Consider the following 13,300-nt stretch of genomic DNA (forward strand, 5'->3'; position numbering starts at 1 on the left):
GGTTGGTGAGCGGATAATGAAAGCGGGTGATAAGCCGTGGAGGAAAACGGTGAAAAAAGGAAAGAGCTGCGGGCCAAAGCCATGCAGCTGCCCCTGACCCCTGGGGTATACATTATGCATGACAAAACCGGGGAGATCATCTATATTGGCAAAGCGAAGGCGCTAAAAAACCGAGTGAGCCAGTATTTTGGCTCGGAGAAGAATCATGACGCCAAGGTACGCCAGATGGTCTCAAATGTAGACTGGTTCGAGTATATTTTGACTGATAGCGAGTTTGAGGCCCTGGTGCTGGAAAGCAGCCTGATCAAGCAGCACCAGCCTAAGTACAATATTCTCTTAAAAGATGATAAGGGGTACTGTTATATTCGCATTAGCAAAGGCCAGTGGCCAAAGCTTTCAGCGGTTTTACAGGTGGAGGACGATGGTGCGAAATATGTGGGGCCTTACCTTAGTTTCTGGTCTATCCGCCAGACTGTGGATGCGGCCCGGAAGATCTTCCGCCTGCCAGACTGTACCCGGCGCTTTCCTCAAGATTTTGGTAAAGGCAGGCCCTGTCTAAACTTTTATATTGATCAGTGCTGCGCCCCCTGCCGGGGGAAGATCAGCGAAAAGGACTACAACGAGGCCTTTCAGCAAGCCCTGGATTTTATTAAAGGGGGCAGCGGTACCTCGGTAAAAACTCTCACAGAAAAGATGAATCAGGCCGCCGAGAATTTGGACTTTGAGCTGGCCGCCCGGCTACGGGACCGGATCAATGCCATTAATAAGCTGAAAGACCGACAAAAAGTGGTAGCCAGCCCTGTGGAAGAGCAGGATGTGTTCGCCCTGACCCAAGGAGAGACCCAGACCGCCTTTGAAGTGTTTCGGTTTCAGGGGGGGAAGCTCTGCGACAGAGAGAGCTTCCTTACCCAGGGCTGCCAGCCGGACCCAGAGGCCCGGTCGGAATTCTTGCGTCAGTACTATACCATCCGGGACCGGGTGCCGCCTGTTATTGCGCTGGACGGCCCGGTGGAGGACCAAGAGCTAGTGGCTCGTTGGTTAACTGAAAAACGGGGCCGGGTGGTACACGTCACGGTGCCGCAGCGGGGGAGCCAGCGGCAGCTGGTGGAGATGTGTAAGAGCAACGCCGCTGAAAATTTAGCCCAAAGCAGCGGCCTTAGCGGCCGGGATGCCTCGGCCTTAGATGAACTGCGGCGGCTGCTGGGCCTGGAAAAGGCTCCGGCCTATATTGAGTCCTATGACATTTCTAACCTACAGGGGGGCGAAAACGTGGCGGGCATGGTGGTGTTTGAGAACGGCAAACCCCTGAAAGCCGCCTACCGGCGGTTCAAAATCCAGACTGTGGAGGGTCAAGACGACTATGGTTCTATGCGGGAGGTGATCCGCCGGCGCTTTCAAGAGTATAAAGTCCACCAAGCCCAAGGAGACAGCACTGGCTTTGGCCGGCTGCCGGACCTGATTCTTCTGGACGGAGGCAAGGGCCACGTGGCGGCGGTGCAGCCTGTTTTGGAGGAGATGAACCTTAGCGTGCCCCTCTTTGGTATGGTGAAGGATGACAAGCACCGCACCCGAGCTATTGCCCTTACCGGCGGAGAGATTGCGATTACATCCACCCGCCGTGCATTCACACTGGTCTCCACCATCCAGGATGAGGTGCACCGGTTCGCTATTGGCTACCACCGCCAGCAGCGGAAGAAATCGGCCATTTCCAGTACCTTGTTGTCTATTGAGGGCGTGGGCCCGGCTCGGGCGAAGGCCCTACTAAAGCACTTTCGTACAGTGGGGGCTGTAGGCGAAGCCACTTTGGAAGAGCTAGAGGCCGCTCCAGGCATGACAAAACCCGCTGCCAAGCAGGTCTATGGTTTTTTTCATGAGAAAAGAGGGGAAAACCCGGAAAATGCGGGCGAAATTTCCCCGAAAGGTTGACATCCGCAGGGAAAAATGTAATAATAACTAGATGGCAGGAGGAAAATGCCTTAAAAGGACTGGCTGTTTCCAGCGGACCCAGTTCAACCAATATACTCGAAAAGGAGAGCCCATGCGCATTATCACAGGCGTCCGGCGGGGAAAGAAGCTTTTGACCCTAGAGGGGGAACAGGTGCGGCCCACCACCAATATGGTGAAGGAGTCGCTGTTCAATATTTTGCAGTTTGGCATTGAGGGGCGCCGGTTTCTAGACCTCTTTGCTGGCTCTGGGCAGATTGGCCTGGAAGCCTTGAGCCGGGGAGCTAGAGAGGCTGTGTTTGTAGACAGTGCCCGAGAGTCGGTGCGTGTCATTGAAAAGAATGTGTCTGCCACGGGCTTTACCGCCCAGGCCAAGGTGGTGTGTGGAGACTTTGAGGGTTTCTTCCGGGGCGAACGGGGGCGCTTTGATATTGCCTTTATCGACCCGCCCTATCATGCCGGCCTGATGGATCGAGCCCTGGCCCTAACTGCCGAAGTTATGGCGCCAGGCGGGGTGATCGTGTGTGAGCATGGAGATAGAGAGGCGCTGCCGGAGCGGGCCGGGGCTTTTGTAAAGCAAAAGATTTACCGCTATGGCAAGACTTCCCTGACGGTCTACCGGGCAAGAGAGGAGGCGGGCGCTTGAGCTTAGAAGAAATGAGCGCGTTTTTCGCCAAGCGCTTGGAAGGCTATGACGCCCATATGCTGGGAAATATTGCTGGGGCAAGGGAGTTTTATCCCTTTACTGCCAGCCAGCTGCCCAGAGAGCCTGGGTGCAGGGTGCTGGACTTGGGCTGTGGCACCGGCCTGGAGCTGGAATATTATTTTCAAAAGAATCCTGCCGCCCGGGTGACAGGAATTGATCTGTCTTGGGCGATGCTGGACAGGCTGCGGCATAAGTTTCCGGATAAGGATCTGGAACTGATCTGCGGCTCCTATTTTGATGTCCCTTTGGGCACAGAAAGCTTTGATGGAGCGGTATCGGTAGAGTCCCTGCATCACTTTACCGCCGCTGAAAAGGAGACGCTGTATAGCGGCATATGCCAGGCCCTTAGGCCAGGCGGGAGCTTCCTGCTGACAGATTATTTTGCCCAGACCCAGGAAGAAGAGGAGGAACTTTTTGGCCGGCTGGCTGCTTTAAAAGCGGAACAGGGGGCTGCCAAAGGGGTTCTTTATCATTTTGACACCCCGCTGACGGTTGCGCATGAAAAAGAGGCTCTGCTGGCGGCGGGTTTTTCTTGTGTGGAAGAACTGGGCAGTTGGCAGGCCACCCATACGCTGCGGGCGTGGAAAGAACTCATATAACAGAAATTTTATCTCATAATAAAGGAGTGCCGCCCATGGGAGAGCACATGAAAACCGCCATTTGCCCGGGGAGTTTTGACCCAGTGACCCTTGGACACCTGGATATTATCAGCCGGGCAGCAAAGATTTTTGACCGAATTATTGTGGCGGTGCCGGTGAATCCGGACAAACGCTACTCATTTTCAGTGGAAGAGCGTATTGAAATGCTCCAAAAGGTCTGTGCCCAGCAGGGCCTGCGCAATGTGGAGGCCGACCGGGTAGAAGGGCTTTTAGCCGACTATGCCCGCCAAAAGGGAGCCGTAGTGGTGGTAAAGGGCCTACGGGCGTTGACAGATTTTGAGTATGAGTTTCAGCAGGCCTTGACCAATAAAAAGCTAAATCCCCAGCTGGAGACCATGTTCCTCTCTACCAGTGCGGAGTATATGTTTTTAAGCTCCAGCATGGTAAAGCAGGTGGCAGGCTTTGGGGGAGACATCTCCCATTTTGTGCCAGAGTGCATTTTAGGGACAATTCGGGGCCGGCTGTGCCAGCGGGGAGAATAAGCTTCAAGCAAGCGGAAAGGAACGGGTTATTATGAGCAATAATCAAGCGACGATTGAGGACCTTATTGACGAAATGTATGACGTGCTGGATAAGGGGTGGAAAATGCCTCTTTCCTCTGGGAAAGTACTGGTGGATAGTGAAGAGATTCGGGCAATTCTGGATGATATTCGAGATGTGTTTCCCCAGGAGATAGGCCAAGCTAAGGCCATTGTGGCGGACCATGGACAGATTCTTGCCGAGGCCCACCGAGAGGCGGACTCTATCGTGCGCGCGGCGGAGGAACGGGCCAAGTCTCTGGTGATGCAGGAGGAGATTGTGCGTCTGGCCCAGGCAAAGGCCAACGAAATGCTGGGCCAGGCCCAGGCGAAGTTTAAAGAGATGCGCAAGGCCAGCAACGAATATGTGGACGACCTAATGCGCCGTACCGATGAGTCTCTTTCGGAAAGCTTGAACGAATTGCGCAAGACCCGGCAAAATATTAAGGCTTCACAGCGAAATGCACAAATGTAAGACCTGTAACTTGTTTTAAACCCACAATTCTATACTGAAACGTTTTTTCCCTTCGCAAGATATAGCGAAGGGAATTTTTGTTCTCTCCAGATAGGGTCGAACATGCCTTCGGCCCTGGAAAAGAGCGGCTTTACGCAAGATTTAGCGGTTGCTTTTAGATGGGGAATAAGCTATAATAGTGGTACCAAGTGGGGTGAAGTGGGTAAAAGTGCCACGTTGGGGCACTCAGTATCAACCGGGCGGCAAAGTGCGGAAGATAGGCTGTGCCGGACTAAGGGCGCATGGCGCCGGAAAGGAAACAGGCGCTATGCTGACAGGTGAGCATCGGCACAATATGGACCCCAAAGGCCGGGTGACGGTGCCCTCTAAGTTCCGTGAGGATTTGGGGGATAAGTTTTATGTCTGCAAGGGCTTGGATGGCTGCCTGTTTGTTCTTTCCAATGCTCAGTGGGACAAGCTGATGGAAAAGGTGGCGGCCATGCCTTTGGCACAGGGCAAAGGCATTCAACGCTATTTTTTTTCCGGCGCGGCAGAGGTGGAGCCGGATAAACAGGGACGTATTTTGATTCCACCAAGCTTACGGGCCCATGCGGGGCTGGAAAAGGATGTAACCGTCATTGGCGCGGCAGTGCGGGCCGAGATATGGGATACTGCCCGCTGGGAGGCTTATTGCGCACAGCAGACTGACGCGGACATTGAAGAGAGCATGAATTTGCTGGGCTTTTAGAAACTTCTAAAAAGCGAACCGGCGTTTGAAATAATCAGGAAACTTCCCTGAAAGAAAAAGGTTCTGCCCGCTTCTTTCAAGGTGGTAAAGACTTTAGGGGGGGAAATTGCCAGTGGGGAAAGGCAAAGCATTACGTTTTCCGCTGCCGCCCAAGGGCGGCAGCCAAGAAGGAAGGCCAAAAGCCCTTGATTCGGAAGGGAATCTTGTGTTTCTATATTGTACAGGAGCAATGGTTTTATGTCAACTACCGTAACCAACAACATTTGAAGTTGGCCAATCATTTCCCACAACTGGGAAGGAAAGGAAGAGCCTCGTCTTGGGGGCGGGTGGCGTTTATGGGATTTGAACACATCCCGGTATTGTTTTGCGAGACCATTCAGGCCCTAAATATCCGCCCGGATGGCTTTTATATTGATGGAACCGCCGGCGGTGGGGGACACTCCCAAGCTATTTTGGAACAGTTGGTCACTGGCCAGCTGTTGTCCATTGACCAGGATCCAGACGCGGTAGAGGCCGCAGGCCAACGGCTGAAGGCTTTTCCCAACAGCAGGGTGGTTCGAGGAAACTTTAGCGACATGGCCCAATTGGCAAAGGAAAACGGCATGAGCGCTGTGGACGGGGTGTTGTTAGATATTGGCGTTTCCTCCCACCAGCTGGACGCGGTGGAGCGGGGGTTTTCCTACCACCATGACGCGCCGCTGGATATGCGGATGTCCCAGGAGGGGCAAACGGCGGCGCAGCTGGTGAATACGCTGCCCCAGGAGGCGCTGGCGGATATTATTTTTCGCTATGGCGAGGACAAAAGTGCTGGGCGCATTGCGGCGGGCATTTGTCGGGCCAGGGAAGAGACGCCTATTATCAGCACGGCCCAGCTGGCGGAAATTGTAAAGAGCTCTGTTCCGGCTGCGGTGCGGCGGGCCGAGGGACATCCGGCCAGAAAGACCTTTCAGGCCCTGCGCATCGCAGTGAACGGCGAACTGGAGCGGCTTCAGGAGGGGTTGGAAGCGGCCTTTAGGCTGTTAAAGCCCGGGGGAAGGCTAGCGGTGATTACCTTCCATTCTCTGGAGGACCGGATCGTTAAGCGGCAGATGGCCGCCTGGTGCCAGGGGTGTGTATGTCCAAAGGACTTTCCAGTGTGCGTCTGTGGGCGTAAACCAGAGGGAAAGCTGGTCTATAAAAAGGGCGTGGCCCCTTCAAAAGAAGAGGTGGCAGAAAACCCGCGTTCTCGAAGCGCGCGGTTAAGAGTGTTTGAAAAGAACTAACGGGTATTTGGGGCGAGTGAACGGCGGGGCGGCTTTGTAAGCCGTAGGATGCGGAAAAGCGCCGGTCAATGGGACCGGCAGGGGGAGGCAGACTGATGGCACGCCAGACGGAAGCATATGATTTTTCTCTTTTTGAGGAGAGAATGGGGAGCGTAGCACCCATTTTAGAGCCTAAAATACAGGAACAACCGGAACAACGTCCTGATAATGTGGTGGAGCTGCCAGAACAACCGCAGCAAAGTCCAAAGCATCAGCGCGGCTTTCTTCGTATGGCAGCGGCCGCTATTTGCTTTGCGGTCATTTTTGCCACGGCAATCAGTGCTGTGTATAGCGAGGTGCAGCTAACCGAGTTGACCGAACAGATCAATAACACAAAAAACTCTTTAGCCGAGGCAGAAAGCCTGGAGATTCAGCTGAACATGCAGGCGGCGCAAAAAATGACCGAGGCGCAGGTGGAAGAGTACGCCATGCAGCAGTTGGGCATGAGTAAAATGACCGGCGCACAGGTTACATACCTACACGTGGCATCTCAGGATAAAGGCACTGTAGTGCAGGACATAGAGGGGGGGTCTCCCATTGACCAATTTTTTGCGATGATAAGGTCTTGGCTGGCCGGGTAATAAGCGGCGCTAGCCAGGAATAAAATAGAATGGAGGAAATAGAGAGGGCCAAGGCGGGTTTTTGGCCCTCATTTTGTTCAATACATAATGGGGACTACCCATGATGGAAAGGAGTTTGTCCGATGGCAAAGGGGACTACGGAAAAAATTAGAAGAAAAGCGCTGGGAATTACAGCGGCTTTGATAATTCTGGGGTTTGGGGCGGCAGCGGCCAGCCTGTTTAACTGGCAGATTCTCCGGGGGGAGGAAATGCGCGCCAAGGCATTGGAACAAAGCTTAATGAACACCACCTTGCCCGCCATGCGGGGCTCTATCTATGATGCTACCGGAAAAGTGCTGGCACAGAGCGCCAGTGTGTGGACCGTGGTGCTGGAGCCCGCCTATTTGGCGGGGGATGAAGCCTTACGGCATACGGTGGCCTCGGGGCTAGCCTCTATTCTGGAGTTGGATGAGGCCGAACTGTACGAGAAAACCGGCGATAAGAGCTCCTATTATACGGTGATCAAGCGGAAAGTCGAGACAGACATACGGGATAAGATCAATGACTTTAAGCGGAAGAATAAGATTGACAACGGCGTCCGGCTTATCGATGACTATAAACGGTACTATCCATACGGTACGGTGGCCTCTAATGTGCTGGGTTTTACCGGTTCTGACAACCAGGGTCTGGGCGGCCTGGAAAGCGAGTATGAAGCCGAGCTTAGCGGCAGCGCCGGACGACTGATTGCCGCGAAAAATGGGTGGGGCACTGATATGCCCTTTGAGTATGAGCAGGTGGTGGAGGCAGAAAACGGACATGACCTGGTGCTTACTATAGATGAGACGGTACAGAGCATTCTGGAAAAGTACCTGGCCCAAGGCATTGAGCGAAACAATGTGGCGGCCGGCGCGGTAGCCATTATGATGGATGTAAACACCGGAGGGATCATTGGCCTGGCTACCAACCCCAGCTTTGACCCAAATGATCCCTTTACCATCCAGGACCAAAAGCTGCTGACAGAGATTGCCGCCATGCCCGACGGAGATGAGAAGGATAAAGCGGAGTCTAACGCCCTGAACCTGCAATGGCGGAACAAAGCGGTGTCCGATACCTACTACCCGGGCAGTGTGTTCAAAATGTGCACCGGCTCCATGGCGCTGGAAGAGGGAGAGATCACTGAAAACAGCCAGTATACCTGTACCGGCGGCGAGAAGCTGGAGGGAGTTAAGGATCCGATCCACTGCTGGCAGCGGTCCGGCCACGGCACTACAACATTCCGGGAGGGCGTATGTAACTCCTGCAACCCTTGGTTCATGCATATTGGTGATTTGCTGGGGGTGGATAGGTTTTGCAAATACCGGGAGGCATTTGGGTTTACAGACGAAACCGGTATTGATTTGCCCGGCGAAGCGGATAGCCTGTACCATCCAGCGGATACCATGCTGCCGATTGAGTTGGCCACAGAATGCTTTGGACAGAACTTTAGTATTACGCCAATCCAGATGATCAGCGCCTGCGCGGCGGTGGCTAACGGGGGCAACCTGGTGCGGCCCCATGTAGTGGACAGAATTGTAGACGGCAATGGGAACATTGTGAAAACAGCGGACACCAGTTACCGCCGCCAGGTAATCTCTGAGGAGACCTCTCAGACTATGATCAGCATTTTGCAGCAGAACGCGGCCTCGGGCACGGCTAAGGGCGGATATGTGTCTGGTTACCGCATTTGTGGAAAGACCGGAACTTCAGAAAAAGTGGCTAAATTCTATGAGGATAAAGCAAAGCACGCGGACGACCCGGAATATGTGGCGGAAATGGAGTACATAGCCTCCTACTGCGGCTTTGCCCCAGCGGAAAACCCTCAATATGCGCTGCTGGTTTTCTTTGACGAGCCGGACCATACAAAGTCCTATGGTGGAAACGCGGTGGCGGGCCCCATCTTCTCCGCCATTATGCAGGAAGCGCTGCCCTATCTGGGAATCGAAGTGAAATATACAGAGGATGAATACGACCGGCTGGATATGGTCACACCCTCTGTGGTGGGCCTTACCATTGCCGAAGCCCAGAAGAAGCTGGAGGAGCAGGGGCTTGGCTATGACATTGTGGGCAATGGAGAGGACTGGGAAAACAAAGTGGTAGAGCAGATTCCGGAAAGCGGATCTACCGTGCCGAAAGACGGTATGGTGGTGCTGTACACCCAGGGCTATGGTATGGATGAGGCCCTGGTAGAGGTCCCGGACTTCTTGGGCTATGATTTTGTAAACGCCAGTTATCTTGCACACGTACAGGGCCTGCAAATCAGCGTAAACGGTGTGACAGAGGATGGCGCGGTGGTTTCTTTGCAGGGGGTGGAGCCTGGTGAAAAGGTGAAGCAGGGAACCGTTATTTCCCTAACCTTTGCGGCGGAGTTGAACACCGAGACCTATGTAACGGATCTGCCGGACTAGTAAGGCGGCAGCCAAAAGCCGGGCCAAATTTTTTAGAACTGAAATGTAAAAGCGCAAAAGGAATCGTTCAACAGGAAAAGAGAGGGTTGCAAATGAACAACAGTTTCTTATACTTTTTGGCCGCGCTGGTGGCCTTTGCGGTCACGGCTGTGCTGGGCTGGTGGCTTATCCCTTTTTTACACAAGCTGAAGTTTGGCCAGACCATTCGAGAGATCGGACCTAGCTGGCACAAAAAAAAGCAGGGAACCCCCACCATGGGCGGAATCATGTTTATTTTGGGTATTGCGGCGGCGGTGTGTTCCTGCATTCCGGTGTACTATGGCTGCACAAAGGGCGAGGGCGGGCTAATGAGCGCCAAGGTCTTTGCGGGCTTGGGTATGGCCCTGGGCTATGGGGCCATTGGCTTTATGGACGACTATATCGGTATTACCAAAAAACGCAACCTAGGGCTGACAGAAAAGCAAAAATTGGTCTTGCAGTTTTTAGTGGCAGGAGCCTATCTGCTGGCTATTTACCTGGCTGGGGGCGGAACCACTACCATTCTGCCCTTTATTGGGCAGATCGACTTAGGGTTGGCCTATTATCCTTTGGCGGCTATTCTCATTGTGGGCCTGACTAACGCGGTGAATTTTACAGACGGCGTGGATGGTCTGAACACTAGCGTCAGCCTGGTGGTGTTCATTGCCCTGGCTATGTGCGCGGGGATTCTGTCCATGACAGGGCTTTCGGTAATGGGTGTGGCCGCGGCTGCGGCATGCATCGGCTTTCTCATCTGGAACTTCCACCCAGCCAAGGTCTTTATGGGTGATACGGGCTCCCTGTTTTTGGGCGGCATGGTGGGGGCCCTGGCCTTTGGCATTGACATGCCGGTGCTTCTGCTGCCTTTGGGGCTGATTTACTGGGCGGAAATTTTGTCGGTTGTGTTGCAGGTAAGTTATTTTAAGGCCACCCACGGCAAGCGCTTGTTTAAGATGTCGCCAATCCACCACCACTTTGAGATGTGCGGGTGGAGCGAGGTAAAGATTTGTGGTGTGTTCTGCCTGGTTACCCTGCTGGGTGGAGCCGTAGCCGTGGCCTGCGTACTGTTCGGGGTGTAGGGAACCATGTTATAAAACAGGAAAATACTGGAGTTTGGAGGAATTTCAAACTGCTTGCACAGAATATCCATAGTATTGAAAGGAGTTGATTGCCTATGCCAGCAGTAGGCCGGACTGCCCGGGGGCTGGACCAGCCGCCCCGGCGGGCCCCCAGGACCCCTGCCGCTCAGCCGGAAAAAAGAAAGCGGCGCCGCCGAAAGATGAAGTATGCCCTGTTCAGCTTAGGCAATGGGCTGGATATGCCCCTTTTTGTGTTTGTTATGGTTCTGCTGGCCGTGGGACTGGTGATGCTCTTCTCCGCCAGCTACGCGGTCAGCTACTACAGCCAGGGCGACAGTTACTTCTATATCTCCCGCCAGGGGGCTTTCGCGGCCTTTGGGGTGGTAGCTATGCTGTTGATTTCTCTTTTCGACTACCACCGCTTTCATAAGCTGGCCCTGCCCGTAGCGGGTGTTACGGTGGTACTGCTGGTTATGGTATTGGTATTTGGCCCGCTGTTGCATGTTAAGCAAATCGCCCCGCCAGAGGGCGTGGCCTACCGCTGGCTGAACCTGGGGGTACAGTTTCAGCCCTCGGAGATTGCCAAATTCGCGCTGATTCTGCTCTTTGCCCACATGATCTCCATCTACGCCGAAAAGATGGGCACTTTCCGTTACGGGGTGCTGCCTTTTGTGGGGGTGTTGGGGCTGTTTGCCGCTTTAATCTTTTTGGAGAACCATATGTCCGGCACCTTGATCGTACTGGCGCTGGGGGCCATTATGATGTTCATTGGCGGCACCAAGCCCCGGTGGTTTATCATTGGCGGCGCGGTGCTGGTCCTTCTGCTGCTAGCCTACCTGAGCTTTGGCGGCAAGGACGAGAGCGGTGAGGGCGGCGTGTACCAGATGAACCGCATTGCTGTATGGCTGAATCCCTTTGAAGGCGACCCCGATGACACCTGGCAGACCCGCCAGTCCCTGTACGCCATTGGTTCAGGAGGGCTGCTGGGGGTAGGGCTGGGACAGTCCCGCCAAAAGTACTTGTACCTGCCCATGCCCTACAATGACTTTATTTTCGCTGTGGTTTGCGAAGAACTGGGCCTGGTGGGGGCGCTGGTAATTATGTTACTATTTGCCCTTTTGGTGTGGCGGGGGGTGTATATCTCGCTGAACGCTAAGGACCGCTTCGGTACCATGCTGGGGCTGGGGATCACCTTTCAGGTGGGCTTGCAGGCGGTGCTGAATATCTGCGTAGTCACCAATACCATCCCTAATACAGGCATCAGTCTGCCCTTTTTCAGCTCGGGAGGCACGTCGTTGATGATGCTCTTGGGGCAAATGGGCATTCTGCTGAATATCTCCCGGAGCTCCAATGTAGAAAAGACCTAGAGGATAAGCACCCAGCTACTAAAGAGAAACAGGAAAATTTTTGAGAAAGTTAAGGAGCTTTTTAAAAAGTTCCTTAAGGCAACATCGCACAAAGGCTTTGCACACGAATTGCTGGCACGTTTTCCATCATAAGTACAACCGGTCTACTGTGCGCGGCTTTCGCTTGTCAGAATCGCAAAACCATACATGGTCTGATGATCAGCGTTCTCTGGAGTTGGCTTCGTCAACGCTTGTACACCGCTGACGAAAAATGGACCGCGCAACTCGCGCACAGTCTTTGTACGGTACTGCCTTAAACGCGGGTGTTGGGGCTAAGGCCCTAACATCGCGGACATAGAGCAAAACGGTTCGCAAGCGATTTAGGAGAGGATAAGTCGATGAGAGTTCTATTTACTGGCGGCGGTACCGCCGGACACATCAACCCCGCCCTGGCTGTGGCGGGGTATCTGCAAAAAAAGGAGGCTGATGTAGAGATTCTCTATGTGGGCAACCGGGGCGGCATGGAGGAGCGCCTGGTGAAAAAGGCTGGGTATGACATGGCCTTTATCACCATTTCTGGCTTTCAGCGCAAGTTAACCCCCAAAAATATTGTCCGTAATTTTCAGACGGTGGGGCGCATCTTTACTGCCACGGCTGAAACAAAAAAGATCATCCAGCAGTTCGCCCCCGATGTTTGTGTGGGAACAGGAGGGTATGTCAGTGGCCCGGTGATCCGAGAGGCGGCAAAGATGGGGATACCCTGTGTTATCCATGAGTCCAACGCCTACCCGGGGATAACCACCAAGATGCTCTCAAAGCTGGTCAAGACCGTGATGCTGGCTGTGCCCGATGCCAAACAGTACCTAGACCCTTCGGTAAATTGTACGGTTACCGGCAACCCGGTGCGGGGCGAGGTACTGGCTGCCCAGCGGGAAGCTTCCCGTAACGCTTTGGGGCTAGACAGCCGCCCGCTGGTGCTCAGCTTTGGGGGCAGTCTGGGGGCCAGCGCCCTAAACCGAGCCGCCGCTTACATGCTGGCTCAGAGTGCCAAGGAGAAGAAGTACCAGCATATCCACGGCTATGGCCAGCACGATGAGAACTTTTTGACAGAAGTTCGAGAATTTGGCCTGGCAGCGGAAGAGAACCCTCAGATCCGCCTGTTGGAGTACATTGACAATATGCCCCAATGCCTTTCCGCCGCGGATTTGGTGATCGGTCGGGCCGGGGCTATGACCTTGACGGAGATTGAGGCAAAGGCCAAGGCGTCCATCCTAATCCCCTCGCCTAACGTGGCGGAGAACCACCAGTTTCACAATGCTATGGCGTTGGTACGCCGGGGAGCGGCGGAGATTATTGAAGAGAAGGACCTGACCGGCGAGGCCTTATGGAAAAAGGTGGAAAAAATCCTTTCCGACCGGGACCGACTGCGGTCTTTAGGAGAGAACGCGGGAAAAATGGAGATCATTGATGCCAGCGAACGCATCTACCGGGTGATTAAGGCCGCTGTAAAGCAGAAGGAGTAA

General features: G+C 54.0%; 13 protein-coding genes. 12 read left to right on the top strand and 1 reads right to left on the bottom strand.

Going from position 1 to position 13,300, the window contains the following annotated elements:
- The first annotated feature begins 36 nt into the window (after positions 1-36).
- The 6 genes from uvrC (at position 37) to mraZ (ending at position 5,029) form a co-directional block, all read left to right on the top strand.
- Complete coding sequence (uvrC, locus tag U8U68_RS06760; protein ID WP_322200073.1) at positions 37-1,926, top strand: excinuclease ABC subunit UvrC; 1,890 nt, start codon at positions 37-39, stop codon at positions 1,924-1,926.
- A 112-nt stretch (positions 1,927-2,038) separates the two neighbouring features.
- Complete coding sequence (gene rsmD, locus U8U68_RS06765; protein ID WP_322200074.1) at positions 2,039-2,590, top strand: 16S rRNA (guanine(966)-N(2))-methyltransferase RsmD; 552 nt, start codon at positions 2,039-2,041, stop codon at positions 2,588-2,590.
- Positions 2,587-3,249, top strand: coding sequence for a class I SAM-dependent methyltransferase (locus tag U8U68_RS06770; protein WP_322200075.1), 663 nt, complete (start codon positions 2,587-2,589; stop codon positions 3,247-3,249). The genes rsmD and U8U68_RS06770 overlap by 4 nt, the downstream gene beginning before the upstream one ends.
- 47 nt (positions 3,250-3,296) lie before the next feature.
- Positions 3,297-3,791 carry a pantetheine-phosphate adenylyltransferase gene (gene coaD, locus U8U68_RS06775; protein WP_322200203.1) on the top strand — a complete coding sequence of 165 codons (495 nt, stop codon included), beginning with the start codon at positions 3,297-3,299 and terminating at the stop codon, positions 3,789-3,791.
- A 31-nt stretch (positions 3,792-3,822) separates the two neighbouring features.
- On the top strand, positions 3,823-4,302 hold the full coding sequence (locus U8U68_RS06780; RefSeq protein WP_322200076.1) for an ATP synthase subunit B family protein: 480 nt from the start codon (positions 3,823-3,825) through the stop codon (positions 4,300-4,302).
- A gap of 307 nt (positions 4,303-4,609) precedes the next feature.
- Entirely contained in the window at positions 4,610-5,029 is a 420-nt protein-coding gene (mraZ, locus tag U8U68_RS06785; RefSeq protein WP_322200077.1) for a division/cell wall cluster transcriptional repressor MraZ, read from the top strand.
- Here the strand turns inward: mraZ and U8U68_RS06790 are convergent.
- Positions 5,026-5,310: a hypothetical protein gene (locus tag U8U68_RS06790; protein WP_322200078.1), complete on the bottom strand. Its 285-nt coding sequence runs from the start codon at positions 5,308-5,310 to the stop codon at positions 5,026-5,028. The genes mraZ and U8U68_RS06790 overlap by 4 nt on opposite strands.
- A gap of 54 nt (positions 5,311-5,364) precedes the next feature.
- On the opposite strand from U8U68_RS06790, the gene rsmH reads away from it, so the two are divergent.
- From rsmH to murG, 6 genes are all read left to right on the top strand, one after another.
- On the top strand, positions 5,365-6,291 hold the full coding sequence (gene rsmH / locus U8U68_RS06795; RefSeq protein ID WP_322200079.1) for a 16S rRNA (cytosine(1402)-N(4))-methyltransferase RsmH: 927 nt from the start codon (positions 5,365-5,367) through the stop codon (positions 6,289-6,291).
- A 95-nt stretch (positions 6,292-6,386) separates the two neighbouring features.
- Positions 6,387-6,911, top strand: a complete 525-nt coding sequence (locus tag U8U68_RS06800; RefSeq protein WP_322200080.1) for a hypothetical protein — start codon at positions 6,387-6,389, stop codon at positions 6,909-6,911.
- 122 nt (positions 6,912-7,033) lie between these two features.
- Positions 7,034-9,334 carry a penicillin-binding transpeptidase domain-containing protein gene (locus U8U68_RS06805; protein WP_322200081.1) on the top strand — a complete coding sequence of 767 codons (2,301 nt, stop codon included), beginning with the start codon at positions 7,034-7,036 and terminating at the stop codon, positions 9,332-9,334.
- A 92-nt stretch (positions 9,335-9,426) separates the two neighbouring features.
- Positions 9,427-10,431 carry a phospho-N-acetylmuramoyl-pentapeptide-transferase gene (mraY, locus tag U8U68_RS06810; RefSeq protein ID WP_322200082.1) on the top strand — a complete coding sequence of 335 codons (1,005 nt, stop codon included), beginning with the start codon at positions 9,427-9,429 and terminating at the stop codon, positions 10,429-10,431.
- 95 nt (positions 10,432-10,526) lie between these two features.
- Entirely contained in the window at positions 10,527-11,798 is a 1,272-nt protein-coding gene (locus tag U8U68_RS06815; RefSeq protein WP_322200083.1) for an FtsW/RodA/SpoVE family cell cycle protein, read from the top strand.
- Between the two features lie 377 nt (positions 11,799-12,175).
- Positions 12,176-13,300, top strand: coding sequence for an undecaprenyldiphospho-muramoylpentapeptide beta-N-acetylglucosaminyltransferase (gene murG, locus U8U68_RS06820; protein ID WP_322200084.1), 1,125 nt, complete (start codon positions 12,176-12,178; stop codon positions 13,298-13,300).

The sequence above is a fragment of the Acutalibacter intestini genome (assembly GCF_034334985.1).
GTDB lineage: Bacteria > Bacillota > Clostridia > Oscillospirales > Acutalibacteraceae > Acutalibacter > Acutalibacter intestini.

Coding starts and splice junctions, on each gene's coding strand:
- U8U68_RS06815 (WP_322200083.1), top strand. CDS start 10,527: ATGCCAGCAGTAGGCCGGACTGCCCGGGGGCTGGACCAGCCGCCCCGG.
- U8U68_RS06780 (WP_322200076.1), top strand. CDS start 3,823: ATGAGCAATAATCAAGCGACGATTGAGGACCTTATTGACGAAATGTAT.
- murG (WP_322200084.1), top strand. CDS start 12,176: ATGAGAGTTCTATTTACTGGCGGCGGTACCGCCGGACACATCAACCCC.
- U8U68_RS06800 (WP_322200080.1), top strand. CDS start 6,387: ATGGCACGCCAGACGGAAGCATATGATTTTTCTCTTTTTGAGGAGAGA.
- mraY (WP_322200082.1), top strand. CDS start 9,427: ATGAACAACAGTTTCTTATACTTTTTGGCCGCGCTGGTGGCCTTTGCG.
- coaD (WP_322200203.1), top strand. CDS start 3,297: ATGAAAACCGCCATTTGCCCGGGGAGTTTTGACCCAGTGACCCTTGGA.
- U8U68_RS06805 (WP_322200081.1), top strand. CDS start 7,034: ATGGCAAAGGGGACTACGGAAAAAATTAGAAGAAAAGCGCTGGGAATT.
- rsmH (WP_322200079.1), top strand. CDS start 5,365: ATGGGATTTGAACACATCCCGGTATTGTTTTGCGAGACCATTCAGGCC.
- mraZ (WP_322200077.1), top strand. CDS start 4,610: ATGCTGACAGGTGAGCATCGGCACAATATGGACCCCAAAGGCCGGGTG.
- rsmD (WP_322200074.1), top strand. CDS start 2,039: ATGCGCATTATCACAGGCGTCCGGCGGGGAAAGAAGCTTTTGACCCTA.
- U8U68_RS06790 (WP_322200078.1), bottom strand. CDS start 5,310: ATGATTGGCCAACTTCAAATGTTGTTGGTTACGGTAGTTGACATAAAA.